The 25,853-nt window shown below is 60.6% G+C and carries 28 protein-coding genes and 2 pseudogenes; 7 read left to right on the plus strand and 23 right to left on the minus strand.

The window, feature by feature from the left end; translation table 11 throughout:
* The first annotated feature begins 64 nt into the window (after positions 1-64).
* The 5 genes and pseudogenes from AT984_RS23195 to AT984_RS04420 all read left to right on the plus strand — a co-directional run.
* Positions 65-394, plus strand: a complete 330-nt coding sequence (locus AT984_RS23195; protein ID WP_197418243.1) for a Blp family class II bacteriocin — start codon at positions 65-67, stop codon at positions 392-394.
* A gap of 80 nt (positions 395-474) precedes the next feature.
* The gene (locus tag AT984_RS22340) at positions 475-1,437 is read left to right on the plus strand and encodes a TraB/GumN family protein (RefSeq protein WP_197418244.1); all 963 of its coding nucleotides are present in this window, start codon (positions 475-477) and stop codon (positions 1,435-1,437) included.
* Positions 1,438-1,480: 43 nt separating this feature from the next.
* On the plus strand, positions 1,481-2,242 hold the full coding sequence (locus tag AT984_RS22345) for a toxin-activating lysine-acyltransferase (protein WP_082679783.1): 762 nt from the start codon (positions 1,481-1,483) through the stop codon (positions 2,240-2,242).
* A 2-nt stretch (positions 2,243-2,244) separates the two neighbouring features.
* Entirely contained in the window at positions 2,245-3,750 is a 1,506-nt protein-coding gene (locus tag AT984_RS22830; protein WP_197418245.1) for a hypothetical protein, read from the plus strand.
* A gap of 64 nt (positions 3,751-3,814) precedes the next feature.
* Positions 3,815-4,797, plus strand: a pseudogene (locus tag AT984_RS04420) (IS3 family transposase); the annotation flags it as partial.
* Positions 4,798-4,930: 133 nt separating this feature from the next.
* Here AT984_RS04420 and AT984_RS04425 read toward each other — a convergent pair.
* A complete protein-coding gene (locus AT984_RS04425; RefSeq protein WP_058719059.1) occupies positions 4,931-5,962 on the minus strand; it encodes an IS5 family transposase in 1,032 nt (343 codons plus the stop codon).
* Between the two features lie 211 nt (positions 5,963-6,173).
* A pseudogene (locus AT984_RS04430) lies at positions 6,174-6,416 on the minus strand (transposase); the annotation flags it as partial.
* 83 nt (positions 6,417-6,499) lie between these two features.
* On the opposite strand from AT984_RS04430, the gene AT984_RS04435 reads away from it, so the two are divergent.
* Complete coding sequence (locus AT984_RS04435) at positions 6,500-7,204, plus strand: TOPRIM nucleotidyl transferase/hydrolase domain-containing protein (protein ID WP_231741519.1); 705 nt, start codon at positions 6,500-6,502, stop codon at positions 7,202-7,204.
* Here AT984_RS04435 and tnpA read toward each other — a convergent pair.
* The 14 genes from tnpA to fliF all read right to left on the minus strand — a co-directional run bounded on the left by tnpA (position 7,143) and on the right by fliF (position 19,636).
* Complete coding sequence (tnpA, locus tag AT984_RS22350) at positions 7,143-7,499, minus strand: IS66-like element accessory protein TnpA (protein WP_082679784.1); 357 nt, start codon at positions 7,497-7,499, stop codon at positions 7,143-7,145. The genes AT984_RS04435 and tnpA overlap by 62 nt on opposite strands.
* A 506-nt stretch (positions 7,500-8,005) precedes the next feature.
* A complete protein-coding gene (gene fliR, locus AT984_RS04440; RefSeq protein ID WP_058719062.1) occupies positions 8,006-8,770 on the minus strand; it encodes a flagellar biosynthetic protein FliR in 765 nt (254 codons plus the stop codon).
* Between the two features lies 1 nt (position 8,771).
* A complete protein-coding gene (gene fliQ / locus AT984_RS04445; RefSeq protein WP_058719063.1) occupies positions 8,772-9,041 on the minus strand; it encodes a flagellar biosynthesis protein FliQ in 270 nt (89 codons plus the stop codon).
* A gap of 74 nt (positions 9,042-9,115) precedes the next feature.
* Positions 9,116-9,889: a flagellar type III secretion system pore protein FliP gene (gene fliP, locus AT984_RS04450; protein ID WP_058722083.1), complete on the minus strand. Its 774-nt coding sequence runs from the start codon at positions 9,887-9,889 to the stop codon at positions 9,116-9,118.
* Positions 9,879-10,241: a flagellar biosynthetic protein FliO gene (gene fliO, locus AT984_RS04455; protein ID WP_058719064.1), complete on the minus strand. Its 363-nt coding sequence runs from the start codon at positions 10,239-10,241 to the stop codon at positions 9,879-9,881. Before fliO ends, fliP begins: the two co-directional genes overlap by 11 nt.
* 102 nt (positions 10,242-10,343) lie before the next feature.
* Entirely contained in the window at positions 10,344-10,781 is a 438-nt protein-coding gene (fliN, locus tag AT984_RS04460) for a flagellar motor switch protein FliN (protein WP_058719065.1), read from the minus strand.
* Entirely contained in the window at positions 10,771-11,775 is a 1,005-nt protein-coding gene (gene fliM, locus AT984_RS04465) for a flagellar motor switch protein FliM (RefSeq protein WP_058719066.1), read from the minus strand. The genes fliN and fliM overlap by 11 nt, the downstream gene beginning before the upstream one ends.
* 31 nt (positions 11,776-11,806) lie before the next feature.
* A complete protein-coding gene (locus AT984_RS04470; RefSeq protein WP_058719067.1) occupies positions 11,807-12,403 on the minus strand; it encodes a flagellar basal body-associated FliL family protein in 597 nt (198 codons plus the stop codon).
* Between the two features lie 171 nt (positions 12,404-12,574).
* On the minus strand, positions 12,575-14,014 hold the full coding sequence (locus tag AT984_RS04475) for a flagellar hook-length control protein FliK (RefSeq protein ID WP_058719068.1): 1,440 nt from the start codon (positions 14,012-14,014) through the stop codon (positions 12,575-12,577).
* 10 nt (positions 14,015-14,024) lie between these two features.
* The gene (gene fliJ / locus AT984_RS04480; RefSeq protein ID WP_058719069.1) at positions 14,025-14,495 is read right to left on the minus strand and encodes a flagellar export protein FliJ; all 471 of its coding nucleotides are present in this window, start codon (positions 14,493-14,495) and stop codon (positions 14,025-14,027) included.
* A gap of 73 nt (positions 14,496-14,568) precedes the next feature.
* Positions 14,569-15,951, minus strand: coding sequence for a flagellar protein export ATPase FliI (gene fliI, locus AT984_RS04485; protein ID WP_058722084.1), 1,383 nt, complete (start codon positions 15,949-15,951; stop codon positions 14,569-14,571).
* Positions 15,952-16,064: 113 nt separating this feature from the next.
* The gene (locus tag AT984_RS04490) at positions 16,065-16,868 is read right to left on the minus strand and encodes a FliH/SctL family protein (RefSeq protein ID WP_082679786.1); all 804 of its coding nucleotides are present in this window, start codon (positions 16,866-16,868) and stop codon (positions 16,065-16,067) included.
* Positions 16,869-16,900: 32 nt separating this feature from the next.
* A complete protein-coding gene (gene fliG / locus AT984_RS04495; RefSeq protein ID WP_058719070.1) occupies positions 16,901-17,896 on the minus strand; it encodes a flagellar motor switch protein FliG in 996 nt (331 codons plus the stop codon).
* Positions 17,897-17,935: 39 nt separating this feature from the next.
* Positions 17,936-19,636 carry a flagellar basal-body MS-ring/collar protein FliF gene (gene fliF / locus AT984_RS04500; protein ID WP_058719071.1) on the minus strand — a complete coding sequence of 567 codons (1,701 nt, stop codon included), beginning with the start codon at positions 19,634-19,636 and terminating at the stop codon, positions 17,936-17,938.
* 249 nt (positions 19,637-19,885) lie between these two features.
* On the opposite strand from fliF, the gene fliE reads away from it, so the two are divergent.
* Positions 19,886-20,209 (plus strand): flagellar hook-basal body complex protein FliE, encoded by a 324-nt coding sequence (fliE, locus tag AT984_RS04505; protein ID WP_058719072.1) that lies wholly within the window; start codon positions 19,886-19,888, stop codon positions 20,207-20,209.
* 40 nt (positions 20,210-20,249) lie between these two features.
* Here fliE and AT984_RS04510 read toward each other — a convergent pair whose 3' ends face one another.
* From AT984_RS04510 to AT984_RS04540, 7 genes are all read right to left on the minus strand, one after another.
* Positions 20,250-20,762 (minus strand): hypothetical protein, encoded by a 513-nt coding sequence (locus AT984_RS04510; RefSeq protein WP_058719073.1) that lies wholly within the window; start codon positions 20,760-20,762, stop codon positions 20,250-20,252.
* A 153-nt stretch (positions 20,763-20,915) separates the two neighbouring features.
* A complete protein-coding gene (locus AT984_RS04515; RefSeq protein ID WP_058719074.1) occupies positions 20,916-21,437 on the minus strand; it encodes a type II secretion system protein in 522 nt (173 codons plus the stop codon).
* Positions 21,434-22,207, minus strand: a complete 774-nt coding sequence (locus AT984_RS04520) for a flagellar brake protein (protein WP_058719075.1) — start codon at positions 22,205-22,207, stop codon at positions 21,434-21,436. Before AT984_RS04520 ends, AT984_RS04515 begins: the two co-directional genes overlap by 4 nt.
* A 64-nt stretch (positions 22,208-22,271) precedes the next feature.
* Positions 22,272-22,571 (minus strand): flagellar protein FliT, encoded by a 300-nt coding sequence (locus AT984_RS04525; protein WP_058719076.1) that lies wholly within the window; start codon positions 22,569-22,571, stop codon positions 22,272-22,274.
* Between the two features lie 59 nt (positions 22,572-22,630).
* Positions 22,631-23,011 carry a flagellar export chaperone FliS gene (gene fliS, locus AT984_RS04530; RefSeq protein ID WP_231741520.1) on the minus strand — a complete coding sequence of 127 codons (381 nt, stop codon included), beginning with the start codon at positions 23,009-23,011 and terminating at the stop codon, positions 22,631-22,633.
* Between the two features lie 251 nt (positions 23,012-23,262).
* Positions 23,263-24,720, minus strand: coding sequence for a flagellar filament capping protein FliD (gene fliD, locus AT984_RS04535; protein WP_058719078.1), 1,458 nt, complete (start codon positions 24,718-24,720; stop codon positions 23,263-23,265).
* Positions 24,721-24,883: 163 nt separating this feature from the next.
* Positions 24,884-25,729 carry a flagellin N-terminal helical domain-containing protein gene (locus AT984_RS04540; protein ID WP_058719079.1) on the minus strand — a complete coding sequence of 282 codons (846 nt, stop codon included), beginning with the start codon at positions 25,727-25,729 and terminating at the stop codon, positions 24,884-24,886.
* Positions 25,730-25,853: the final 124 nt, after the last annotated feature.

The following is a 25,853-nucleotide window of genomic DNA, read 5'->3' on the forward strand; positions in this document are numbered from 1 at the left end:
ACTTCAATACAGTGAATGCGGAAGTCCGGCACCGCTTTATTGCCGGCAAACCTAAATGTAAATCATGAAAGAACTTGATCAACTGCAACTTTCCATGGTCGCTGGTGGCGATCACTGGGGGCGTGAGACTGCCGAAGGCTCCATCGAAGAGGACGACTACGCGACAGGCGAAAATGGCATTTCGAGCACTAGTTGGCAGTCATCCAGCGGGATGGGCATGGGCACATGTGTCGCAGTGACATCGATTACCGGTACCGTCATCGGTGCCGTCATCGGTGGCGTCGCCGGCGCTCTCCCCTCTGGTGGAATTGGTGCTCCAGCTGGCGCAAACATCGGCGCACGATTCGGCCGAGCTGGCGGATTCCTCGCCGCAGCATTTGTCTGCGCCAACTGATTCCATTTGAGAATTCGAAGCAGGTATTCCGCCTGCTTCGAATTCCAGATCCCTTTGAGCGCGCGATTTTGGTGAAAGTAATGAAACAAGATGAAAGTAAAGTTAATAGCTTCTTGTCGTGGGCGTTGACGTTTGTATTCGAAATCGTCGTCCTTATCTTACTTGCTGCTTGCCTTGTAACCAGCTGTAGTGCGCAGACTGTACATTTATTAAGATCGGAAAATGGCGCCGGCTACCTTGTACTATCGACCCATGGCGCCGCGCCAAAATTCAAGCTACCCTCCAGTTGGATCTCAGCAATCAGCGAATCTGAGCGCCTTTGCATTGAGATGCAGCAACCAAGCTCCGCCAGGCAAGCCAAGGACGTTTATTCGCGGCTCGCACGTAAATCAATAGCGGCTGAGCAAGCCAGCAATACAAATACTCCTAGGCGACGTGAAATACGAGCCAATCTGATTGCAAAGTTGATCCAGGCCATTGGCGCAAAACCAGCCGCAGCAAAAGAGTTTGAATTGTTTTCGGACTACTACCTTGCAGATGCGGTCCTTAGCACTACGCCGATCGGTCCACTCGGAATAAGTCCGGATCAGCAACTCGTGGACGCCAAGCCTTGGGCTGACCTATGCTTTCTGGAAGATTACGAGGCCGCGATGTCCTTTGGGACAAAATTGAATCCGGCTGAGGCACTAACGTATCTCCGACATGCGCACCATGTTTTATCGAGTCATGACTTCAAAAACACCCTAGATTTGCATGCGGCACGGAGCATTGACGCGTGGGTAGCTCAGGATATAAGCGGCTTGTGCTCTTTGGAGAGTGAATACTCTAGGTCAAATGGCATTGAAGCTGTACAAAAAAATACCATTACTGCGCGAAATAAAAATCTTGCAAGGGCAATTTTAAGAGAGCTGCGCTCAGCGCACAGCACCTTATTTCTAGTCGGCGCACACCATGAGTGTGGTGATCGCGATTCGCTAACTAGCGAACTACAACGTATTGGTGTACAAGTTACCGTTTATGAGGGCGCAACCGAGATCCAGTAAGCTCCAGACAACAACCTTGATATAGGAAAAGCAAGGCTTTTAGATGGATGTAGTTGTGAGAGATTTTGACGTTATCAAAGAAATCGGCGTGCCGAACCCGACTTTGGCCCTAAGTTACCTTAGGACATACTGGGCAGTTCGCAGGCTGCGAAGAGATGAGCTCCGGGTACCATTGTCTCGATTCTTGTTAAAGCAGGCGAGAGCAAAAGAGCAACGGAATGCAGAGCTCAATTTTGATATGCATGGTCGAATTGGTCGGTACATACAGGGTGGAAAAAATGATGATCGCTCGCCACTTGAAAACTTGGTACTACGAGATAAAGTTACCGACATAATCGAAACGCAACTGCAATGCGGAGAGATTTTGTTCGGATTGGCCTCAAGCGAGAACTATTCAAAAATACTTCTTGGCCAGGCTTGGGATTTATCCCGAACAGCCGTTTCGCTGAAGCAGTTTAAAGTATATCGAGGTGTCGATGGACGTCCTACCGGAGTCTTGGTTTGGCTCTGGATATCTGATGCAACTGCTGAACGTGTTTCGTTTGATGCCAATGCGCGGATACATCCGTCCGAATGGAACGAAGGATCTAGCCTTTGGTTTAGGAACCTTGCAGCATCCAGTCTGTCGGCTGAGGAAATTGCCGCCGATCTATCTGGGGGGCTGTTTCCTACGGCGCCAATGTGTAGAATTTCAACATATTCTGGAAAACTGGATAGAAGCGTGGCAACGAGCGTAGCTGGCGAGGCTCGTGGTGCTTTGCGCGAGTGGCTCGTTAATCAGTTTAATCAGAATCAAGCAACGTAGCTATGCAAGCGACGGACCAGAAACTCTCTGCAGTTGCACGTGTGCTTCTGACCAGTGAGTGCGGGCACGTACCCCTAAAGCTTGTGAAGCTTAATGATCCTAAGCCGCTTTGGATACTTACGCCACCGGCTTCCAATGCTAATGCCTATGCAAACTATGCCGACAACATAGCAGCCCTTGTATCTGCCTGCTCCTACGTTACAGCGGACACTATCAAGTCCTGTGTTGAGAGTCAAACTTGCGGCGTCGCCGATCGATACGGTGGCGCGGGCATAGGCAAAAATGGCGGGAGCGGAAGAAATGCAATCGTTGGGGGGCTTCAAATCAAAGGTGTCGGTCGCACACCGCTAGTCGGAGCATCGACGCGACTGGCTCATGCCTCCGGCGGCGCATATCTTGAGGAATGCGTAAGGGAGACAATCTACTCCTTGGTTGTACAACACGATTTCCCCTACGGTGCTGTTCCAGTCCGCGGCATTATTGACACTGGAATCGATCAATTATGGCCCGCCGGAGTCGTTCCAGCGGTTGAGAGACGAGTCCTGCTGATTCGTGAACTGTTTCTCAGACCAGCGCATTTCGAACGCGCAATTGGCTTCGAATCGCTTAACCAGTTCGAAGGGCAGGAAGACGCTGCCAGGGTTATGAAAATGATTCGATGTGCAGAAGATTTGATTGGTAAAAATGAATTGATAGAGGTGTTTGATACTCTATGGCGCCGGTGGTCGCATCAACTTGCGTATGGCTTCGTACATCGGCTATCACACGGGAACAACACGTCTTCGAACATATCTATCGATGGGCGGCTAGTAGATTTTGGTGCGGCTACAGCATTGCCGTCGTGGGAAAGGGCGGCAACGTCATACATGCCGGATCCATTCAACGGTAGGATCAATGCCATCTTGACCGCCATGAGGTCCGTTTACTATTACCTCGCAAGGCATTTAGGGGTTCCTGAAATCAATGACAATTTCATTGCCGATCGCCAATCCGCTTGCGTTGCTGACTTTATGGATTACGTTTCATTTGAGACCCTACGGCTGGCTGGCGTCGACAATGCGACGGCTGAAGCCGCACTTAGAGGGCAGGGCTCCAGCGACATCAGGAACCTTACAAATGCTTTAATTTCGAGAGCGCAACAGAGATCAATCGACCTATTCGTGCCTGGACGCTACGATGATTCCATATGGGATTTTAGTTCGTTGTGGAGTGAGCGGATTCCGAAGCATCTTACAGCGTTGGCGGCAACTGTTCGGAGCCTTGTTCATGAATGCAATTGGCAAAAGGCTTCAGAGCAATGTCTGCGCCTAACTCGAAGCCGCCCTGATTTGTACAAACCAAATCTAAGAAATGACTTCTTTGAAGCGATTAAAGGACAAAGTAGTTGCGCGCTTGGCGTCGATGAAGCGTTTGTGAGGCAATTCGTATCCGAAAAGGTCTCCGATAACGTCATAGAAGACCCTACTGAGCGCGCGGGCAAGTCGGCTCGTCCCGTTTTTCGGAGGTAGTTAGGTAATCCTCCCGTCAAACCACTGGCGCGAGAAGTAGAAATTTCTCGAAGAGAATTTCTACATGAAGAAGTCCAAGTTTTCCGACAGCCAGATCATGGATGCGCTCAAACGCGCTGAGGCAGGCTTGCCCGTTCCCGACCTATGCCGAGAGGTCGGCATCAGCACCGCCACGTTTTACAAATGGCGAGCCAAATTTGGAGGCATGGACACCTCCCTCATGGCCCGCATGAAGGAACTCGAAGAGGAGAATCGGCGCCTCAAGAAGATGTACATTGAGGAAAAGCTCAAGGCCGAGATTGCTGCGGAGTACCTTGCAAAAAAGTAACGCGGCCGTCTCGCCGCCGCGAGATGGCCAAAGAAGTGGTGGCCCAGCGTGGCACCAGCATCCGGCTGGCCTGCAACATCTTCACAGTCAGCGAGTCATGCTACCGCTACGAGGTCAAGAAGAATGACCAGGACGATCAAATCGCCGATTGGCTGATGCGGCTGACGGACAACAATCGCCACTGGGGCTTTGGCCTGTGTTACCTGTACTTGCGCAACGTCAAAGGCTTCCCATGGAATCACAAGCGCGTTTACAGGGTTTACCGGGCGTTGGAGCTGAACTTGCGCATCAAACCGCGTAAACGGCAGGTGCGGGGCAAGCCTGAGCCCTTGAGCGTGCCGCAGGCCATCAACGAAGTCTGGTCCATGGACTTCATGCACGATCAACTTGAGGACGGGCGCAGCTTCCGGTTGTTCAACGTCATTGACGACTTCAACCGAGAAGCGTTGGGCATCGAAATAGATTTCTCGCTGCCCTCAGAGCGCGTCATCCGGGCACTCAAGCAGATCATTGCTTGGCGTGGCAAACCACAGGTCATTCGTTGCGATAACGGCCCCGAGTACATCAGCGCAACCATCCAGCGTTGGGCACATGACTGGGGCATCAAACTCGACCACATCCAGCCGGGTAACCCGCAGCAAAACGCCTATGTCGAGCGCTTCAACAGGACGGTGCGCTATGAGTGGTTGTCGCAATACCTGTGGTCCGATTTGCAAGAGGAGACCGCTGCATAACCCGCTCTGCAAACTCGCCCACCTCAGCGGCAGGCGAGGATTCCATGATGCGGAAAAATCGCTCGGTTTTAGAGCGTTTTGAAGGGTTTTCGGCCCTTCCTTCGGGCCCTTTGGCCCATCAAGACGGACTACTCCCTGCACACGGCTGCAGCCGTCCGCTTTGCAGCTTCCTCATCGCCTTGAGCAGGTTGACACCCAGCGCCGCCCACGCCATTTGCGCCTGCGTTTTGGCCGCGCCAAAGTACCGCGCTCGGCTCAGGTGGAACTTTCTCTTCATTGTCCCGAAGCCTTGCTCGACCTTGTAGCGCAGCGTGGCGATGGCCCGGTTCATCTGCGTCTGCAAAGGATGCACCGGGTTGCCTCGGCTCCCCTTGAACTGGATCAGGTCGCCGATGCCCTTGTTCTTGAGGTACTCCCGGTTGGCTGCGCTCGCGTAGCCCTTGTCGGCCAGCACACCCTCAGGCTGGACGCCTTGCGCTGCGAGCGCCTCCACGATGCCGGGCAACTTGTTGACTTCGGCTTGGTTGGCGGGGTGGACTTCGACGTGCTCGACATAGCCATCTTCTGTGTCCACCGCGCTGTAGCCGCGATAGCCGAAGAAGGCGTCCTTGCCTTTCTTGACCCAGCGGGCTTCGTCGTCTGCACTGTCCACCACATCGGCCTGGCCGTCCTCATCGACTTCGATGTGTTGATTCGGCCGAGCCGCGCTCTCGATGATCGTGGCGTCGATGATGGCGCCCCGGCTGCCGGCCACCTTGAGCCCCTGGCCTTCAAGTTGCACATTGACCCGGCGCAGCAGCACTTGATCGAGCTTGGCCGTCACCAATCGGTTGCGGAAGCGGCAGATGGTGGTGGCATCAGGAAAGCTGTCGTCACCGGGCTCGAAGCCAGTGAACACCATAAAGTCCAGTCGAACCTTGAGCGCATGCTCCAACTGCGTGTCCGACAGACCATGCCACTGGCCCAGCAGCATCAGCTTGAACATCGCCAGCGGCGCATAGGGCTCAGGTCCGCCGCCATTACTGGCCTCACGCTTGTACAAGCCTTTGAGCTTGTGGCTGATCTCAACCCAATCCAGCAACTCGTGCAACTTCATCGTCGGCGAGTCTTGAACCAGCGGCTTGGCACCCATCAGGAAGAAACTGTCCATGCCCTGTATTGCACCGCATCTTCAAGTTGCGCGCATTAGGGATGTTATGCAGCGGTCTCAAGAGGCTCAGCTGTTCGCCACCCAGTGGATGTGGAAATACAATCACGACCGCCCAAATATGGCCTTGGGCGGCATCACCCCCAAGCAGCGACTGGCCAACGTTGCATGACCCTTTCTACTTCTCGATTCAATGTAAAACGGGGGGATTACCCTTGATCGCGGCGTTCTCCAATGCCAAGTCCGCGTACATGCGCTTGAGCCGCGCGTTCTCTGTCTCCAACTCGCGCATGCGCGTCAGGTCCGACACCGTCGCGCCCGCGTACTTGCTCTTCCACGCGTAATACGTCGGCGCGCTGATGGCGTGCTTACGGCACACCTCCGCCACAGGCATGCCTGCCTCGCCTTCTTTGAGGATCGCCACGATCTGGCTCTCCGTGAACTTGCTCTTCCTCATGGGCCTCTTCCTTTCGGGTTGGGCCGCATTCTCTGATTTCAGTTGTCTACTTGGTGGGTGAGCTTACGCACCTGCATGCACAGGTGCAGCAAGTCTTCATCAAGAAGGCGTACGAGTTGCTGCGTAGGCGTCCAGAGCTGGGAGAAAACGATGCACTGCGCACGCAACTGATCGTCAGCACGCACTCGAGCCACGTTGCGCACGAGACGCCGTTCTCCAGCTTGCGGTATTTCCGCAGGCTGCCGGCCGGCATGGTGGCAAAGGTGCCGGTGTCGACGGTGGTCAAGCTGTCGCAGGTGTTCGGGGAGGGCACGGAGACCGAGCGCTTCGTCACACGGTACTTGCGTGCGCAGCACGCCGACCTGTTCTTCGCCGACGCAGCGATCCTCGTCGAGGGTCCAGCTGAGCGCATGCTCATCCCCAATTTCATTCGGGCTCACTACAAGGTGCTGCATCAGAGCTACGTCACCTTGCTGGAGAAGGGCGGTAGCCACGCCCATCGTCTGCTTCCATTGATTGATCATCTGGGCCTGTTGACACTGATCGTCACCGACCTGGACAGCTTGACAGCGACGGGCGGCTCATCAGTCCAACCGGCTTTGGGCGCTGCCCAGAAAACCAACAATGCCACCCTAAAAACCTGGGTGCCAGCCCTGGACGATGTCGACGCGCTCATTGGCGCGACCCCTGCGGCAAAAACGATTACGGATGCCGGCGACACGCTGTTCAACGCTGTACCTCACGGGTCCACGCGGCGAACTCGGCCGTGGCCGACGTCGGCCAGTTGATCGTCATGGCAATAGCGCCACGGCGCAGCTCAACCCGAATGTCGGCGCTGGCGACAAACTCCGATGGCACAGGCGCCGACGCAAGCGATACCGGGACGAAGCCGCTTGAGATCGCGGGCAGTGATGGCTTGCCCTCACGCAGTAGTTGCCGCCAACGATGCACGACATTGGCATTGATGCCGTGGGCCAGGGCCACCTTCGCTACCGAAGTGCCCGGCACTTCGCATTCGGCCATCACCTGCGTCTTCAACGCATCGCTGTAGTTCCGTCGCCTCGTAGGCTTGTCGCTTGCCATCGTGTCCACCTTGTTCTACGTGGACACGATCCTTCCAGTCGCGACGGGTCAATTCAAGATGGGATGGCCGGACGCATACACTCCATCGGCGTGTCGACCTGTTCAAACTGTACTTGGCCGATTTGCAGAGGGGGCGCGAAGCCGGTGAGTTCTGGCTGCGTACCTATGGACATTTGAGTGACGAAGGGGCTCAGAATTGTCCATAACGTAAGACATTGAATGGACACTACTGGCGCGCCAAGGTATTGATTCATGCGGCGCCTTAATTGTCCATAAGCTCATAACAGCCTAATAAAGATTCGACTTAAACGTCGTACGGGTTCAAGTCCCGTCCTGGGCACCAGCACATTGATGTTTGGATAGATTGGCGTGAAGGGCCTCTCCGGCCCTTGTTGGGCTGGGCTTGGTACTTGCCCATGGATCGGTGACGCAAATTGCCTCTAGCGCCTCTGTGGCCACTGAGTACGCTTGAATAGCATGTACGCCCCAAGCAAGGCGGCAGCGAGCTAGGTGAATGCCGCGAGCATGCGCTCCAGAGCCACCATAAAGGGTGTTTGCATCAGCGGCAGGGTAGCCACCATGCCGATCAGGCCGATGCTCACAGTCAGCGGGAAGCCGACCGAGAACACGCCGATCTGCGGCGCGACACGTGAAATCACCCCCAGCACCAAGTTGACGAACATCAGCATGGTGATCAAGGGCAGGGCGATCCACAACCCCATGCGGAAGATTTCGGCGCCCCAGGTCTGCGGCTGCGTCACGCGCAGAAAGCGAAACGGCTCGTCGCCGATCGGAAACACGTGGAAGCTTTGAATCAAGGAATTGATCAAGAGCAGGTGGCCATTGATGGCAATGAATAGAAAAGCCACCATGCTGCCAAAAAAGCGTGCAGTGCCTGTGCCCTGGCTGCCCGTGGCGGGGTCGAAGAAGCCGGCGTAGTTCAGGCCCATCTGCAGGCCGATTAACTCACCCGCGAACTCCAGCGCGGCAAACACCAGCCGAACGGCAAAGCCCATGGACAGGCCGATCAGCAATTGCTGCCCCAGCAAGAGCAGCAGCGTTGGCAGTGAGTCCAGCGGCGTCAGAGGCATGGGCGGCAGCGAGGGCTGGGCCGCCATCGAGATAAAGATGGCCAGGCCAATGCGCGCGCGCATCGGCACATTGCGTTGGCTGAAGATGGGCATGCCCGCGAACAGTGCCATGGTGCGGATGAAGGGCCACAGCAGTGGGTTCAACCACGCCAGCAGCTGAGCTTCGGTGAAGGAAATCATCTCAGCCGACGGCTTGCGGAATGGCTTGTAAGGTGCGCTGGATGTACTCCACCAAGGTGTTCACCATCCATGGCCCGGTGATGGCCAAGATCAGCACCGCGGCGATCACCTTGGGCACGAAACTCAGCGTTGCTTCGTTGATCTGCGTGGCGGCCTGAAACACGCTCACCAGCACGCCGACCAGCAGCACGGTGAGCAGAATTGGCGCCGACACCAGCAGCAGGATGTAGAGACCTTGTTGGCCGTAGGTGAAGACTTGTTGTGCATCCATGGTGCTTCTCTTTGCCTGTGGTTTCTTGTTGTTCGACTGGAGTGGTTCGCAATGCGGTCAGGTCTTGCCTGCGCCTAGGTGACGAAAGACGCCGCCAGCGAACCCAGGAGCAGATTCCAACCATCGGCCAATACAAACAGCATCAGCTTGAAGGGCAGTGCCACCAGCACGGGCGACAGCATCATCATGCCCAGGCTCATCAGCACGCTGCTGACGATCATGTCGATGACCAGGAAGGGGATGAAGATCAGGAAGGCAATCTGGAAGGCGCTTTTCAGCTCGCTGGTGACAAAGGCCGGCACCAGGACCTTGAAGGGCACATCTTCGGCCTTGATGCTGCTGTCGAGCTTGGCCAGGCGGGTGAACAGGGCTACGTCGGCCTGCCGGGTCTGCTTGAGCATGAAGTTACGCATTGGCGGCTCGGCGCGCTTAACGGCTTCTTCGAAGCCGATTTGGCCTGCACTATAAGGCTGCCAAGCATCGGCGTAGACCTTGTCCAGGGTCGGGCTCATGACGAAAAAAGTCAGGAACAGGCTCAGGCCCACAATCACCTGATTCGGCGGCGCGGCTTGCGTGCCCAAGGCCTGACGCATCAGGGACAGCACGATGACGATGCGGGTGAAGCCGGTCATCATCAAGAGCATGGCCGGCAGAAAGCCCAGTGCCGTGAAGAACAGCAGGGTCTGGATCGGCACCGAGTAATTGCTGCCGCCCGAGCCTTGCCCGATCAGCAAGGGCAGCGTGGCCGGCGGTGGGTTGCCTGCCGCTTGGCTCCAGGCCGCCGCGGACAATGCCGTGAGCAGTGAGAAGGCCAGCGCCCGCTTCATCCAGCGAGGGTCAAGACGCATCATGTTCCCCAGCCTTGGCGGCGCCCTGCCCACGCAAGCGCGCGCCCAGCATCTGCGCAAATGGCACGGCAGCCGCGCTCTCTGTGGCTTCAGCCTGCGGCGCCATCTCGTGCAAGGTGCAGATCTGCTGGGCGGTGACGCCCAGGACAAGCCAACGGCGCTGATCGCCTTGGCCGACCTCGACCGTCAGCAGTTTTTGATTGGGGGAGATGGGCAGCTGTGCGACAACGCGCATCACGCCTTGCGGGTTCAGGCTGCCACCCATGGGGCTGCGCTTGAGCAGCCACAGGGCAAGAGGGATCAGGCACAGAATGGCCAGAAACCACAGGAAAGGGAGGAAGGGCGAGTTCATGGGTTTGATTGTCACCAGCAGGGCGCTGTGTCAAACCGCACAATAAAGGCCGCAAAGCGGCCTTGACTCCAATCGGGGGTCAGGTTTTGCCTGACGCCAATTTCAGCCCTTGGACAAGCGTCGCATCCGCTCGGAGGGCGTGACGATGTCGGTCAGGCGAATACCGAACTTGTCATTCACCACCACCACCTCGCCTTGGGCGATCAAGTAGCCGTTGACCAGCACGTCCATGGGCTCGCCCGCCAGGGCATCGAGTTCCACCACCGAGCCTTGCGCGAGTTGCAGGATGTTCTTGATGGGAATGCGGGTACGGCCCAACTCAACGGTCAACTGGACGGGAATGTCCAGAATCATATTGATGTCGCCGCTGGGCAAATTGCTGGGCGTGGGCGAGAAATTGGCGAAGCTGGCCGGCGCCACCTGCTCGGTGGGCGCGCTGACCTCTTCGGCCACATCGTTGGGCTTGGCTTCGGCCAGGGCAGCGGCCCATTCGGCCGCCATTGCGTCTTGTTCTTCGGAGGATGGGGTATCAGGTGACATTGCGGGCTCCCAGCCAACCCTGGTCGGGGGCGGTCAACATTTGTTCAACTTTGATGGCGTACTTGCCGTTGGTGGTGCCGTAATGGCAGTCATAGACAGGCACGCCGTCGATCTTGGCCTTGATAAGCGACTCGAGGTCCAGCTCGATGAAGTCGCCGGGTTTGAAGGCCAGCAGCTGCTCTACCGTGGCGGGCGCGGTGCCCAACTCGGCCACCAACTCGACCTTCGCGTCTTGAATCTGGTGCTTGAGCAGATTGACCCAGCGGCGGTCCGGCTCGGTGCTGTCACCCACGGTGGTGGAGTACAGCACATCGCGAATCGGCTCCAGCGTGGCGTAAGGGATGCAGAAGTAGACCGTGCCACTGACTTCACCAATTTCCAGGGTGAAGGAGGTGGACACCACGATCTCGCTGGGTGTGGCGATATTGGCGAACTGGGGCTGCATCTCCGAGCGCTGGAATTCGAGTTCCAGCGGATAGATGCCCTTCCAGGCCTTGTGATACTCGGCGGTGATCACTTCCACCAGGCGCAGAATCACGCGCTGCTCGGTGGCAGAGAAATCACGCCCTTCGATGCGCGCATGGAATTTGCCGATGCCGCCGAACAGCGAATCAATCACCGCGAACACCAGCGTCGGGTCGCAGACGATCAGCCCGGAGCCGCGCAGCGGCTTGACCGAGACGATGTTGAAGTTGGTGGGCACCACGATCTCGCGCAAGAAGGCGCTGTACTTCTGCACCTTGATGCCGCCGATGGCGACTTCCGGGCTCTTGCGGATGAAGTTGAACAGGCCCACACGGATATTGCGGGCGAAGCGTTCGTTGATGATTTCCATCGTGGGCATGCGCCCACGAACAATGCGCTCCTGGCTGGCCAGGTTGTAGTCGCGTATGCCGCCGACCTGCTCCTCCTCGGCGTCGAGCTTTTGGCTCTCACCGGTGATGCCTTGCAGAAGGGCGTCGACTTCGTCTTGTGAAAGTATTTGTTGATTCATGCTGAATCACCGATGCGCGAAGGCTTCAGGCTCACTGGACGATGAAAGTGGAGAACAGCACATTGGTCACCGGGCTTTCGACATGCTGGCGCTTTTTCTTCTTTTTCTTCTTGACGGTGTCTGGCGGAGGATCTTCTTCATCCTCGTCGTCCAACTCGATGCCCATGGGCCGGACCGACTCGCGCTTGATCTCGCGCGCCAGCTTCTCCTTGCCTTCGATGGTCAGCAATTCGACCGAGGACTTGTGCGACAAGAGCATCAGCACATTGCTGCGGATGGCGGGCAGGTAGGCCTTGATCTGATCAGCGGTTTTTGCGTCAACGACCTCAAGGGTGACGCCGATTTGGGCGAAGCGGTCCACATCCTTGTCCGACAAATTGACCGTGAAGGGATCCAGCGGCACAAACGTTGGAGGCGTGCCAGGCTTGGGCTTGGCGTGGACAGGGGCGGGTTCATGCACTTCTTCCGCGCCGTCCTCGCCTTCGGCAGGGGCCTTCTTCTTCAGCAAGAGAAAGGCGGCACCACCACCCACCAGCACCAAAACCAGCACGGCCGCGATGATGATGATCAGCTTTTTATTACCCCCACCCTTGGGTGCGTCTGCGGCGGGTGCGGCGGGTGCGGACATGGATGCGAACTCCTGTGATGACGGTGGCGGCCCAGCATTGGGCTTGAGGCTGATTATTGAGGCCAGGCGTTTGGCTCAAGCGGCGAAAAGAAGGGCCTCGGCTCGCTTAATCGACCCCGGCCGGCTGCCCGCTCATGCTGCCTGGCTTCAGGCCTGCCTTCATGCCCAAACTCAAGCGTACAGATCCAGCACCCCTTGCGTGCTGCGCGGCATTGGCCTTGCGGTGCTCAGGCTGTTGCCATTGTCGACGTTAATCAGGCTGCGATTGCCCATACGCACACCACGCGAGGCGCTCGTGCCCTCTTGGCCCTGGCCTTGACTGGCCTGGCCTTGCTGGCTCATCTGCTGCTGGAACACGCCGCCGCCGCTGAGGGTCAGGCCGTTTTCACGCAAGGCGGCCGCCAGATCGGGCAGGCCGCGTTCCAACACCTCGCGGGTTTGCGCGTTTTCGGCGTGGAAGGAAACCTGGGCTTGCTGGCCGTCCACCACGATTTGCACCGCGACGGGGCCCATCTCGGCCGGGTTCAGGTGCAAATGCGCTTCTTGCACGCCTTGCGAGGCCAGCACGCTCAGGCGCGCCGCCATCTCGGGCGCAAAAGTTGCGCTGTGCAAGGGCTGGGGCAGGCTGATCTGGCTGGCGCTTGCAGCGCTGCCGGCTTGGTTCAGCGGCGCCACATCGGCGCTGGCGCCCGAGGCAGCCGCAGGGCCGGCTTGGCTGAGTGCTGCCAACACATCGGCGCTGGCTGCTTCAGCCTTGGCCGGTGTCGCGGCGCTCAGACCCGTGCTTGCCGCCTGGCTGGCGGCTTGCATTTGGCCGGCAAAGCTGGGTTCAGCATTGGCTGCGCTTGAGGTGGCTGTTGCTGCCGCTTGGCCTTTGGCCTGCTCGGCGCTCAGTTCCTGGCGGCCCAGCGCGGCCTGGGCCGAGCGCTTGCCGCCTGGGCCAGCGATGGCTTGGCCGTTGGCGGGATCGGTGCTGGCTGTTGCGTCGTCGGTGGTTTCGGTGCCGGCACTGTCGGCCGCATTCTGGCCACCGAGCAGCTTGGCCGTGCGTGGGTCCGCTGCGGCGATCTGGCTGGCATTGGGCTCAGCCTGCGCTGTGCTGGGGGCTTGGCTGGTGGCGGATTCGGACTGCTCGCTGGCCGCGGCCTTGGCCTTGGTGTTCTTCAGTTCACCCGACGCATCGACACCCTCAGCCGTGGCCTCAGCCTTCGCCGTGGCTTTGCCGGACACGGTGGCGCCATCAGGCTTGGCGCCGGCTTGGGTCGCGCCTCGGCCGGCTTTGTCGGCCGAAGTGTTGCTGCGCTTGAGGGCTTGGCTGCGGCTTTCTTGCTGTTGCTGCGCCGCGCTGCGCTCCAGGCTGTCGCGCTCTTGCGCTTGGCTGTTTTCGCGGTTGGCGGTGCTCAAGCGTTCTTGATCGCGGCGGGCGCTGTCCATCACCGGGGTGGTGGTCACCGGCGGTGGGGTCGGCGCCGGGGGTGTCGCCGGCACAAACTTGCTCAGCATGAGTGAGAAATTGCCGCTAGCACCTTCGGGCTGGCTGCTGGGCTTGGCGCCGGGGTTGCTGACCCGGGCCGAGTCGCTGCGGGAGAGGTTGTTGACGAAGCTGCTCATGCTGCGGACCTCAAGCGCTCAGGCGCACAAAAGGGTTGTAGGCCGACTGCAGGGTGCGGGCGGCTTGTTCATCGCAGGCTTTTTGCTCCTGGCGCTGCACGGCGCGGTTCTTTTCCTGCTGGCGGCGCTCAATCAGCTTGCTGATGGCGGCCACGCGCATATCGGTCTCGCGCAGCTTTTCGCGGGCGGCGGCTTGGCGCTGGTCGGCGTACTGGGTGATATTGCCCTGGCTGCTGATGGCTTCGTCCAGGCGGCCACCGAAGCTTTGGTAACAAGCCACGATGTCCATGGTGCCGTGCGAGGCGAACTGCTGGGTCCAGCGCTGCTGGTAGTCGCTGCGGTACTGGTTCAGCTCGCCATGTTGGTTGCGGGCCTGGGTGGCGCGCTTTTCTGCTTCTTGAAAGATGCGCAGGGCTTCGTCGCGTTCGCTCTCGGCGCGCTCCAGCAAGATGGTGAGGACCTGCAGATTGCTTGAACTCATGGTGCTAACTCCGCAAAAGAGAGGCAAGGGGCCGCGGCGGCTGAGTCTTGCTTCTCGGGTTTATCGACAGATCTCAGGCGTCCTTAACTACGCTTGTGAGTTGTCGGACGCTGTCGGCCAAGGAGGCCGGGCTGTGCATGTCTTGCTGCAATAGCCGGTTGATATCGGGATGGCTGCGCACGGCCAGATCCAGCTCGAAGTCATTGCCAGGTACATAAGCACCCAGCTGGATCAGATCGCGCGCTTTGTTGTATTTAGCGAGCAGTTGACGGCAGCGACGAGCTGCCTCGATGTGCGCTTGTGGGGCCACATTGGTCATCACCCGGCTGATCGAGCGTTCGATGTCGATGGCGGGGTAATGGCCGGCCTCGGCGAGTTCGCGGCTCAAAACGATGTGGCCGTCCAAAATGCCGCGCGCGGCGTCGGCGATGGGGTCTTGCTGGTCGTCGCCCTCGCTCAGCACGGTGTAGAAGGCGGTGATGGAGCCTTCGCCGGGCAGGCCGTTGCCGCTGCGTTCCACCAACTGGGGCAGTTTGGCAAAGCAGCTGGGCGGATAGCCTTTGGTGGCCGGCGGCTCGCCAATCGCCAGGGCGATCTCGCGCTGGGCCATGGCGTAGCGGGTCAGCGAATCCATCAGCAGCAGCACATGCTGGCCACGGTCGCGGAAGTTTTCGGCAATGGCGGTGGCGTAGTGGGCGCCTTGCATGCGAACCAGCGGCGGCGCGTCAGCGGGCGCGGCCACCACGACCGAGCGGTGCAGGCCTTCATTGCCCAGAATGTCTTCGATGAATTCCTTCACTTCGCGGCCGCGCTCGCCGATCAGGCCGACCACGATCACATCGGCCTGCGTGAAGCGGGCCATCATGCCCAGCAGCACCGATTTACCGACGCCGGTGCCGGCGAACAGGCCCAGGCGCTGGCCGCGGCCGACGGTGAGCATGCTGTTGATGGCGCGCACGCCGGTGTCCAGCGGTGTGCGCACCGGGTCGCGGTCCATCGCATTGATGGGGCGGCGCACCATCGGTTCGGCATGCACATCGTGGAGTGGGCCGCGGCGGTCCAGGGGATGGCCGTGCGAATCCACCACCCGGCCCAGCAGGCCTTCGCCCATGGGCAGATGCAGGCCGCGGTCTTCGCCACGGCGCCAGGGGTGCAGGGGCATGCCCAGTTGCGGGGCGATCAGGGGCAGGGCGCGTGGCAGCACCATGGCGCCGCTGGACAGGCCTTGAATCTCATCGGTCGGCATCAGATAGGCGCGATCGCCCGAGAAGCCCACCACCTCGGCATTCACCGGGCGCAGGCCGCGCTGGGGGTTGGCGCCCGAGCTGGGCATTTGAATTTCGCAAACCGAGCCCACCGGCACTTTCACGCCAGTTGCTTCCAGCACCAAGCCGGCCACACGCACCAGCTTGCCTTGCGACTCCAGCGGCACCGGGTTGCCGGCAAAGGCTTGCATGTCTTGCAGATATTGCTGCCAGCGGCCCGGGCGGGTGCTGTAGCGCTCCGGGCCCGGCTCGGCATCGCCTTGGCCGGTGCTCAGGTCTGCGAGGTCGAGGTCTTGAAAGCCGCTCATGGCGCCAGCTCCGCATCATCCAAAGGGGCGGCGGGCGCAGCGCCGGCGCGGCGGTCTTCCCACAGCGAGGCTTGGCCCATGGCGGCGGCGGCTTGCTGCCAGCGGGTCGCCAGCGTGGCGTCAACGCTGCTGATGTCTGAATCCACTTTGCAGCCGCCGCGCGCCACATCGGGGTCGGGCAGCACTTGCGCTTCGCGGGCACGCATTTCTTCGCCGGCGCCGTCGATCACCAGCGGATAGTCCGCCGGGTTGACGCGCACCCGCACATGCTTGGCCGAGAGCTGCAAAGCCTCCACCGCGTCATGCGCGACCTTGGCGATGTGCTCGGGGCGCTGGGTGATTTCGCTGCGCACCACTTGGCGTGCCAGTTCCACCGCGCAGCGTGCCAGGGCTTGCGCCATCTCGCCTTCCAGGGCCAGGAAGTCGGCGTCGAAATTCTTCACCAACGCGCCAATTTGGCCGGCCATCTGCTTGGCGAAGCTTTGCTTGAAGGCGTCCAGCGCGGCCATGCCGTCGCGGTAACCGTCTTGGTAGCCGGACTGGCGGGCTTCATGCAGCAGCTCGGAAACATCCGGCTCGGGCGCAGCTGCGGGCTCGGGTGGCGTGCTCGGGGTGGGCGCTGGTGCGCTGACCGAGGGGCGCTTTTCGTTCATCGCGCCATGCAGGGCGTCGGGGTTCCAGGCGGCAAAGCCTTGCAACTCCTCGCGCGGAATGAAGCGGCTATAGCTGCTGCTGCGCGGGGCATTGCCTTCGCGCTGCGGCGGCGGCACTTGGCGGGGGGGCGTTCTGGCGGCACTCATGGGATTCAGCGCTTGGGTAATCGATCAATAGATCAAACGAACTGGTCGTCGCCGCCACCGGCCAGGACGATGGTGCCTTCGTCCACCAGGCGGCGCACGATCTTGAGCATTTCCTTCTGCTCGGACTCCACTTCGGAGAGGCGCACTGGGCCGCGCGACTCGAGGTCTTCGCGCAGCGTTTCGGCAGCGCGGGAGGACATATTGCGCAACACCTTCTCGCGCAGCTCGGCGCTGGCGCCCTTGAGGGCGACGATGAGCGACTCGCTCTGCACTTCCTTGAGCACGGCCTGGATGCCCTTGTCGTCGACCTTCTCCAGATCGTCGAAGGTGAACATGTTGTCCATGATCTTCTGGGCCAGGTCGGCATCGGCTTCGCGGATGTAGTCCAGCACCGAGGCTTCCACGCTGGAGCCCAACATATTGATGATTTCGGCCGCGGTCTTGACGCCGCCCAAATTGGACTTCTTCATGCGCTCGCCGCCGGCCAGCACCTGGCTCAAGACTTCGTTGAGGTCCTTCAAGGCCAGGGGCTGAATGCCGTCCAGCGTGGCGATGCGCACCAGCACTTCGTTGCGCTGGCGTTCGGTGAAGACGCGCAGCACCGAGCTGGTCTGGTCATAGTCCAGGTGGGCCAGGATGGCGGCGATGATTTGCGGGTGTTCGTTGCGCAGCAACTCGGCCACCGAGGTCGCGTCCATCCACTTCAGGCTTTCGATGCTGGAGACATCGCTGCCTTGCAGAATGCGGTCCAGCAGCAAATTGGCCTTGTCGTCGCCCAGGGCCTTGCGCAGCACCGAGCGCACATACTCGTCGGTGTCGCTGACCAGGGTGCTTTGGGTGGCGGCCACAGCGTCGAAGCGGGTCAACACTTGCTCGACCTTTTCGCGCGCCACCACCTTGAGCTTGGCAATCGTCTCGCCCAGGGCTTGCACTTCCTTGGGCTGCAAATGCTTGAAGACCTCGGAAGCCTCTTCCTCGCCGAGTGACATCAGCAAGATGGCAGCGTCTTCTACTCCGGATTCGTCCATGATGGTGCTGGTCTCTTGGTGCGTTCAGTGAGGGCGTGCTCAGGCGGCTTCGCCGGTCATCCAGCTGCGCATGATGTTGGCCACGGCAATCGGGTTCTCGCGGGCCAGGGCACGGGCACGCTCCAGCTTGTCGTTGGAGACCGGGGCCTCCAGGGCGGGCAAGCCGTTGGCGCCCAGCACGGCGGGCAGTTGGTTTTCGTCGTCGACGATGGCGTTGAGTTCTTGCGGGCCTTCGCCTTCCTTGCCAGCGACAGGCTCCACCGGCGGTGGGTAGGCCGCACGGATGGCTGGGCGCACCATGCCGAACACGGCAATCAGCGCCACCAAGACCAGGGCCAGCGGCACGGCCGCGGCGCGCACCATGTCCAGCACCAGCGGCTGCTTCCACAGCGGCAGGTCGGCGGCGTCTTGCTTGTCGCTCATGAAGGGGGCGCTGATGATCTTCAGCGAGTCACCACGCTCCTGGCTGAAACCCATGGTTTCCTTGACCAGGGCGGTCAGCTTGTCGAGCTCTTCCTGCGGCACGGGAATGGTGTTGACCTTGCCCTTGGGGTCGGTGCTGGAGCGGTGGTTCACCACCACGGCGGCATTCAGGCGACGCACCTGGCCGGTGGCGTTGCGCACCACGCGCACGGTTTTGTCGAGTTCGAAATTGGTGACGGCCTCGCGGCGCGAGCTGTTCGTGGCGCTGCCGCCGGCAACTTGCAGCGGGGCCGAGGCGCCGGTGATGGGCGCGGTGGCCGGCACGGGCGGCTGGTTGGTGGCGGCACCCGGCACGCCGGTGGGCAGGGCGGGCGTGCCGTTGGTGGATTCGTTGGTTTGCGAGCTGCGCACCGCGGCGCTGGCGTTCTGGCCCTGGTTGGGCTTGAACTCCTCGGCGGTGGATTCGACTTGCGAGAAGTCCACATCGGCGGTGACGGTGGCGCGCAGGTTTTCGCGGCCCACCACCGGCTCCAGCAGCTCGTAGATGCGCTTGTTGATATTGGCTTCGATTTGCTGCTTGTATTGCAGCTGCTGGCTGTCGAGGCCATTGCCGTTGTCGCTGGTGTTGGACAGCAGGGCGCCGGTTTGGTCCAGCACGCTGACGGCCTTGGGCGCCAGCTCAGGCACGCTGGCCGACACCAGATGCACGATGCCAGCAATCTGGGCGCGATCCAGGGTGCGGCCGCCGCGCAGGGTCAGCATCACCGAGGCGCTGGGCTTTTGCTGTTCGCGGAAAAAACCGTTTTGCTGCGGCATGGCCAGGTGCACGCGCGCATCGGCCACATCGGCCAGGGCGGTGATGGTGCGGGTCAGCTCGCCTTCCAGGCCGCGCTGGAAGTTCAGCCGTTCATTGAATTGGGTCTGGCCGATGGAGCTTTTGTCCATCAGCTCGAAGCCGACGGTGCTGCCCTTGGGCAGGCCGGCCGAGGCCAGCTTCATGCGCACGTCGTAGACCTGGCTGGCTGGCACCAAGATCGTGCCGCCGGGATCGTTGCGGTAGGGCACGCCCAAGGTGGTCAGCTGGGCGATGACGGCGCCGCCGTCTTTATCAGACAAGCCGGTGAACACCGGCCGGAAGTCGCCTTGGTTGCTCCACAAGGTCATGGCCAGCACGGCGCCGGCCAGCACGGCCAGGCCGGCGGCCATCATCACCTTGCTGCGTGTGGGCATGGCCACCAGGCGGGCGCCAAAGCTCTGCTCGCCGGGGGTGACGGCGAGGGGCAGGGCAGTGACGTTGGGGCTGATCGCGTTGTCCATGAGCTGAGCGGAAATGCTTGCGGTGAAGGGCGGCGGTGTGTGCCGTGGCTTGAATCGGATGTGAGCTAATTCACGGCCGCACGGGAAAGTGCAGGAATGAGTGAATTATTCGGATTTGCACCCTTAAGAAAGCTGGGAACAAGCCGAGGAAGGGCGCTTATCTCCGTTCTTCAGGCGAGGCCGCCGCGCCCTAGACTTCTTCCCATCGCCACTCCTGCGTCCCGCAGTTGCTGGTGGGATGGAGTCACGATGGACCTGAAGCTCAAACCGTTCGATTTCGCGCAAGCCGCCTCCCGGGCAGGCTTGGCCGTGAACGGTCAGCCCTTGGCCAAGCCCAAGGCGGTCGGTGGCGCCAGCTTCGGTGACGCGATGGCCCAGGCCATGAAAGGCGTCAGCCAGGCGCAGACCGAGGCCACGCGCCTGCAGCGCGAAGTCCAGCTGGACAACCCGACGGTGAGCCTGGAAGAAACCATGGTCGCCATGCAGAAGGCACAGATCGGCTTTCAAGCCACCTTGCAGGTGCGCAACCGTTTGGTCTCCGCCTACAGCGAAATCATGAATATGCAGGTGTGATGGCGCTTGCCGCTGTCAGACTTTTCCTGCCAATCGCGCGCTAAGGTCTGGGCAGATTGGCGGCCACGCGGTGGCGAAACAGCGCCGCCCGTTCGGCGTCAGCCACCAGCGTGATGCTGCTTTCGCACTGCGCCAGCCAATCCCAGAAGGCCGATTCGCTCTGAACCGCCCGCATCTGCTCACGCAGCCTGCCGTCCTGGCCGACCAGCATGCGGCTGGCTAGCTCCAGCGCAAAAAGTTTGGCCGCCGCCAGCATTCGGGTGCGGCGGTCTTGCTCGGCGGCACGTTCGCGCTGCTGGGCCTGCTCGCTTGCATTCGGGCGGCTGATCAAGCCTAGCGTTTCCAACTGCCTCAGCACGGCTGCGTCCAGCCCGAGGCTGCGCGCCAAGCTCAACAACTCAGACTCGCTGCGCTGGCCGTCGACCGTGATCAGCAGCATGCGCTGGGCGCGCGTCAATATCGGCTGAGCTACTGGTGCGCCGTGCTGGCCGGGCTGCTGACTCAGGTAGGCGCGGGCGGCGGCGGTTTTCTGGGGGCGGTCTTGAGGCTGCATGGCGCCGCAGTCTGGTGCGCCGGCGTTTAGCCTTGATGACGAGGGCGAGGAGGCGGGTGTGAGAGTGGCCGCCAGGCGTGAATACTTGGCATTCCAGGGGTTTTGTACATCGCGCCGCTGCCGTCATGGCAGTTACGGCCGCCATCACTGGCGCTAGGGGCAGGCCACGCCGCCAGGTGCGTCACGCCCGCAAACTTGCGGCCGGCCCAAGGGGTTCAACTGCACACGCAGGTTTTGGCCACGCTCGGTGCGAAAAGCTGCTGCGCCGGTTTGCGCGACCTGGCCCAGGCCGGGGCTGAAGGCGGAGTCCTGCGCGATGTCCAGCAGCACCCGCGGATATTCTTTGCTGTCCATCTGGGCGATATTGCAGCGGGCTCCCGGCGTGTTGCCGCTGCAATCGCAGGGTTGGTTCCGGCTGACACCCCAGCACCATTTTTTGCCAGCGCGGTAGCTGATGTGAATGAGCTGGTTTTCACTAACGCTTAATTCACGCGCATGTCGCATGTCCAGTGCCAGCAACTCGGCCACCTGCTGGAGCTGGCGGCGTTGCAGCATATGCTGGTAGCTGGGTATGGCTGCCGCCAGCAAGATGCAGGTGATGGCGATCACGGTCACCGCTTCCAGCAGCGTGAAGCCACGGCTGACTTCTGAGTGACCGTGGCGAAGACCGTTCACGCTGCGGCGGGGCGCTTGCTGAGCAAACGGCCGAGTTTTTGCATTTGGTCGACAAAGCGCTGCAAGCTGCGCTGAGCGTCGGCATCAATGCGCTCAAACACCAGGCCCAGATGCAGGCCGCCGTCCGGGTCGGCGCGGCTGTTTTGCACCCGCAAGCTGGCCTCGAAACGGGTGTCGCGGTCCAGCTCGATCTGGGCCGAAGGGATGGGTGTGCCGATTGCCGGCGGCGGCTGGTCTTCGGGCCACAACAAGGCCAGTCCGCCCAGGCTGAGGTCGAGGATGCGCAGGCGCAGTTGCTGCTCGGGCGCTTGTGGGTCGGGCAGGCGGGCTTGCGGCGTGCGGGTGTTGGGGCGCACACGGAAGGCCTGGCGGCGCTGAAAGCGGTACATCGTGCCGGGCAATGGCGCACGCAGCACGGTGCCATTGCTGATCTGCGGGCTGTTCAGCAGCATCAGGCTGTCGAGTTCGAACTGCAGCTTGATCTGATCCAGATAGGCAACGGCCGTGACCTCGTCGGCGCTCAGCAAAGCCTGCAACTGCGGGTCTTGGCGATGCGCATCAAAGCCCAGCGAAGCCTCGCTCGCATTCACTGCGCTCAAGCAGCTCTGCACGCAAGCGCCATTGGCGCCGTGCAGGCTGATGCGGGTCTGTTCGCGCTGCAGCCCCTGCAGCAGTTGGAGGATTTCGGCCGGGGTCTGAATGCGGAAATCGCCCGCGGCGTCCTGATCGGGCGCGGCGAGCGATGGCGGGGAGGTGGTTTGGCTTGTCATCAAAGGTCTACAAGATGGCGCTGCGGCCGGCCCCTTGTGGGCGGCCGCAGTGCATTCTGGCCGATCAATGCAGAGTTTTGCTTTTTCCCGTCATCACGCGGTCCAGATCGTCCAGCCAGGGTTCGGCCAGGTGGCGGATCTCAGCGTCGTTGACCAAGATGCGCTGCATGATGCGCGTCTTCAGCTTGGCTTCATCCGGGGCGAGTTGCTTGGCCGAGGCCGCATGCTTGAGCTGCGAGATCAGCAGCACGCAAGCGCCTTCGAGTTTGACCACCTCATCCCAATTGCCGCAACGGGCGGCGCTCAACATGTCGGCGCTGGCTTGTTCAATGGCTTCGTAGTAGCTCAAGAGTTGAGTATTCATCGCTAGATCCGCTAGAGACTTTGGGTGTTGATTGGATGTTGCCTTGGATTGCTTCATCATCAGGCTGCGCGTTGCAGTTCGTTATTGCTGCCAATGGCCGTCCAGGCTTCGCGAACCGGGCTGAGGATGCGCTGGCATTCCTCAATCGCCGCCGCGTCGCTGTGCAGGTTGGCACGGGTCAGGCGCATGCACAGATAGGCATACAGGTCGTTCAAATCTTTAGCCAGGGGGCCGGAGTCGAGATTCAGCCCAGCCTTCAGGCCTTCATCCAGAATGCGCACGGCACGGGTCAGGGCGCGATTCTTGAGTTCGTTATTGCCGTTCTGGACTGCGCCGCGGGCTTGGGTCATGGCATCGAACAGGCCGTCAAACAGCATGCTGATGAGTCGGTGCGGGCTGGCACCGTGCACGTCGGTCTCCAGTCCCACTTTGCTGTACATCGACGCCCTTTGGGTGCGCGATGCGAAAGGGGATGAGGTGCTACCGTACATATTTGCGTCCCAAGTTGTGCTGTGTTGAATAGTTTTCGACGCCTCGTCGGCAAACTTGAGTTGCTCGAATTGATCTTTTTTAGTCTGAACTAGGCTTTATTCATGCTCAAGTTCACACTTGGCCGCGGAAATGAAAAACGCCCTGCGAGCCAGTGGCTGCGCAGGGCGTTGACAGGGCATTTGCCCGGCCGAACTCAGTCTTATTTGCCGCCGAACTGCTGCGTGACGTAGCTTTGCAGGCCGCTCAGGCTGGCCATGCTCTTGTCCAGCGAGGTGTAGCTGGTGCGCATGCGTTTTTCGACCAGGGCTAGCCGCAAATTGATGGCGTCCTGGTCCTTGCCGTTGCGGTTGATGGAGTCGCGCAAACCGGTTTGCTTGGAGTTGAGCGAGCCGTCGAAGCTCAGCACCTTGTCGGTCAGGTCGCGGATCTTTTGTGTCAAGCCGTTGTTGTTGGCGTCGGCGCTGTCGAGGCCGGAGAAGAGCTTTTTCAGGTCGCCCATCTTGCCCAGAGCGCTGTCGAGCTTGGCCGTGGTGATCTTGATCGTGCCATCGGCTTGTGGGTCCAGGCCGATATCGGCGAAGCGGGTCAAGCTGCCGCCCAAGGTGCTGGAGCTGCTGACCAAGCTGCGCATCTGGCCTTGCAGGCCAATAGCGGTGCTGTCACCTTGCAGCGGTCCTGCCGTGGCGGCCGTGGTGCCTGACTTGGGTACAAACTTGGTCTGCTCCTTCATGAAGGTGGCCAAGGCGTTGTAGGCGGTGGTGAAGTCGGTGATGGCCTTCTTGATGGCCTCTTTGTCCGGCCCCACGGTCAGATTGACTTCGCTGGCCGCGCCGGTCGCATCCAACGTCACTTTGGCGAAGTTGACGGTCAGGCCGTCAATCACATTGGCCACCGAGTTGGTCTCAGACACCACGGCAATGCCGTTGATGGTGCCCATCGCACTTTTGGCGCTTTGCGCCAAGGTCGCGGTGTTGACGCCATTGCTGGGGTCATAGGCGAGGGCGGATAGGCCTGCACCGCCATTAGGCCCGGGCGCTGTTTCATTAGCGGAAACGCGAAAACCGTTGCTGGCGCCGGTGCTGGCTGAGCGCAGCACCAGGCGCGCGCCCTGGCTGTCCGTCACCACCGAGGCCACGACTCCGGCGCCGGATGAATTGATCTTGTCGCGGGCGGCGGTGAGGCTGTCTTCACCGGCGCCAATATTGATCGTGACGGCAGACTTGCCTGCCGTGGGCGTGAAGCCGGTGTTGGTGGCGTTCCAGGCGCCGAGTTCGATGGTCAGCGAGCCTTGCCCGACCGTGGTGGCATTGGCCGGGTAGGCTGTGCTGCTGATGGTTTGCGCACTGGCCAGCTGAGTCACCTTGACGGCATAGTTGCCGGCCACCGAGCTTTGGCTGGTGGCTGCGGTGACGGCGGTGGCGTCCGAGGACGTCGATAAATTGGCGCCCCAGATGTCCGGATTGTTCAGCTTGGTGGCCGCGTCCTTCAGGGTGCTGATATTGCTTTGCAACTTGCCGTAGGACGAGAGCTTGGCCTCTAGCGCGGTGGCGCGCGTTTGCAGATTGACGACCGGCTGGCGTTCGATCGACATCAGCTTGGAGACGATGGTCTCAACGTCGAGCCCGCTGCCAATGCCGGTGGATGTGATGGTGGCCATTTTTCTCTCCTTTGCCTGCGCGCCGCAGCCCTTGCTTGGGCGGGCGGGTACTGCATGCTTACGGCCTATCGGCCATTGCGCAAAAAACTAAAGGCGGTTCAGGCTTGATGCCTAACCGCCTCTGAGCGTCAACCCAAGTTGACGCTAATGAGTTGCTGCGCCATCAACCCTTGAGCAGGGACAGCACTTGCTGCGGCATTTGGTTGGCCTGGGCCACCATGGCGTTACCGGCCTGCTGCAGAATTTGTGTGCGGCTCAGATTCGAGGTTTCCGCCGCGTAGTCCGCATCCATGATGCGGCTGCGGGCGGCGCTCTGGTTTTCCACCGAGACCTGCAGATTGGCGATCACCGCTTCAAAGCGATTCTGCGACGCGCCCAAAGTTGCGCGCTGGCTGCTGATGGTATTGATCGCCGCGTCGATGGCGTCGATCGCGACCTTCAGCGTCGCGGTGGTGTCGACATTCGAGATGGTCGTGCCAGTCACGGTGACCACGGTGGGGTCTTGCGTCATGTCGGTGGTCGTCACCGTGATGATGTCTTCCGCACCGGTATTGGGGCCGACTTGGAAGTCTTGTGGCACGGCCGCATCGGCGCCCAAGATCTTCTTGCCGTTAAAGGTGGTGCCGCCCAGCACGCGGGTGATTTCCGCTGCCAGCTCGGTGTATTCCTTGCCGATCGAGTCCAGATCGGAGGTGGTGTTGGTGGCGTTACGCGCTTGCACCGCCAGTTCACGCATGCGCTGCAAGGTGTCGCCGACTTTGGACAAGGCGCCTTCAGCCGTTTGCGCCAGCGAAATGCCGTCGTTGGCATTTCGCACCGCCACATTCATACCGCGTACTTGCGAGTTCATGCGCTCGGCGATGGCCAAGCCGGCGGCATCGTCTTTGGCCGAATTCACCCGCATGCCGGACGAGAGCCGCTGCATGGACACGGACAGCGAGCCCTGCGACATATTCAGATTGCGCTGCGCATTAAGCGAGGCAATATTGGTATTAATGGTCTGCGGCATTTGAGCACTCCTACAAAATCCGGTGATTCCGGCGGGGCCGGGGTGATCTGCCTGCTTGGCTCACGAGAGACGTGGCAGGCAACTCAGCCCGGTCAATCCAAGCAATCGCCCTTTTGTTTGGGCG

It is taken from the genome of Paucibacter sp. KCTC 42545, from assembly GCF_001477625.1.
GTDB lineage: Bacteria > Pseudomonadota > Gammaproteobacteria > Burkholderiales > Burkholderiaceae_C > Paucibacter_A.

What these genes read in the sequence shown, in the direction of transcription:
- fliP (WP_058722083.1), bottom strand. Translation starts at nt 9,889, where the DNA reads ATGCGTCTTGACCCTCGCTGGATGAAGCGGGCGCTGGCCTTCTCACTG.
- fliQ (WP_058719063.1), bottom strand. Translation starts at nt 9,041, where the DNA reads ATGGATGCACAACAAGTCTTCACCTACGGCCAACAAGGTCTCTACATC.
- AT984_RS04525 (WP_058719076.1), bottom strand. Translation starts at nt 22,571, where the DNA reads ATGAATACTCAACTCTTGAGCTACTACGAAGCCATTGAACAAGCCAGC.
- AT984_RS04510 (WP_058719073.1), bottom strand. Translation starts at nt 20,762, where the DNA reads ATGCAGCCTCAAGACCGCCCCCAGAAAACCGCCGCCGCCCGCGCCTAC.
- AT984_RS22340 (WP_197418244.1), top strand. Translation starts at nt 475, where the DNA reads ATGAAACAAGATGAAAGTAAAGTTAATAGCTTCTTGTCGTGGGCGTTG.
- AT984_RS22830 (WP_197418245.1), top strand. Translation starts at nt 2,245, where the DNA reads ATGCAAGCGACGGACCAGAAACTCTCTGCAGTTGCACGTGTGCTTCTG.
- AT984_RS04425 (WP_058719059.1), bottom strand. Translation starts at nt 5,962, where the DNA reads ATGGACAGTTTCTTCCTGATGGGTGCCAAGCCGCTGGTTCAAGACTCG.
- fliI (WP_058722084.1), bottom strand. Translation starts at nt 15,951, where the DNA reads ATGCAAGCCTTTGCCGGCAACCCGGTGCCGCTGGAGTCGCAAGGCAAG.
- AT984_RS22345 (WP_082679783.1), top strand. Translation starts at nt 1,481, where the DNA reads ATGGATGTAGTTGTGAGAGATTTTGACGTTATCAAAGAAATCGGCGTG.
- fliR (WP_058719062.1), bottom strand. Translation starts at nt 8,770, where the DNA reads ATGATTTCCTTCACCGAAGCTCAGCTGCTGGCGTGGTTGAACCCACTG.
- fliF (WP_058719071.1), bottom strand. Translation starts at nt 19,636, where the DNA reads ATGGACAACGCGATCAGCCCCAACGTCACTGCCCTGCCCCTCGCCGTC.
- AT984_RS23195 (WP_197418243.1), top strand. Translation starts at nt 65, where the DNA reads ATGAAAGAACTTGATCAACTGCAACTTTCCATGGTCGCTGGTGGCGAT.
- fliO (WP_058719064.1), bottom strand. Translation starts at nt 10,241, where the DNA reads ATGAACTCGCCCTTCCTCCCTTTCCTGTGGTTTCTGGCCATTCTGTGC.
- tnpA (WP_082679784.1), bottom strand. Translation starts at nt 7,499, where the DNA reads ATGGCAAGCGACAAGCCTACGAGGCGACGGAACTACAGCGATGCGTTG.
- AT984_RS04490 (WP_082679786.1), bottom strand. Translation starts at nt 16,868, where the DNA reads ATGAGTGCCGCCAGAACGCCCCCCCGCCAAGTGCCGCCGCCGCAGCGC.
- AT984_RS04520 (WP_058719075.1), bottom strand. Translation starts at nt 22,207, where the DNA reads ATGACAAGCCAAACCACCTCCCCGCCATCGCTCGCCGCGCCCGATCAG.
- fliD (WP_058719078.1), bottom strand. Translation starts at nt 24,720, where the DNA reads ATGGCCACCATCACATCCACCGGCATTGGCAGCGGGCTCGACGTTGAG.
- AT984_RS04540 (WP_058719079.1), bottom strand. Translation starts at nt 25,729, where the DNA reads ATGCCGCAGACCATTAATACCAATATTGCCTCGCTTAATGCGCAGCGC.
- fliN (WP_058719065.1), bottom strand. Translation starts at nt 10,781, where the DNA reads ATGTCACCTGATACCCCATCCTCCGAAGAACAAGACGCAATGGCGGCC.
- AT984_RS04470 (WP_058719067.1), bottom strand. Translation starts at nt 12,403, where the DNA reads ATGTCCGCACCCGCCGCACCCGCCGCAGACGCACCCAAGGGTGGGGGT.
- fliJ (WP_058719069.1), bottom strand. Translation starts at nt 14,495, where the DNA reads ATGAGTTCAAGCAATCTGCAGGTCCTCACCATCTTGCTGGAGCGCGCC.
- fliS (WP_231741520.1), bottom strand. Translation starts at nt 23,011, where the DNA reads ATGTACAGCAAAGTGGGACTGGAGACCGACGTGCACGGTGCCAGCCCG.
- fliE (WP_058719072.1), top strand. Translation starts at nt 19,886, where the DNA reads ATGGACCTGAAGCTCAAACCGTTCGATTTCGCGCAAGCCGCCTCCCGG.
- AT984_RS04475 (WP_058719068.1), bottom strand. Translation starts at nt 14,014, where the DNA reads ATGAGCAGCTTCGTCAACAACCTCTCCCGCAGCGACTCGGCCCGGGTC.
- fliM (WP_058719066.1), bottom strand. Translation starts at nt 11,775, where the DNA reads ATGAATCAACAAATACTTTCACAAGACGAAGTCGACGCCCTTCTGCAA.
- fliG (WP_058719070.1), bottom strand. Translation starts at nt 17,896, where the DNA reads ATGGACGAATCCGGAGTAGAAGACGCTGCCATCTTGCTGATGTCACTC.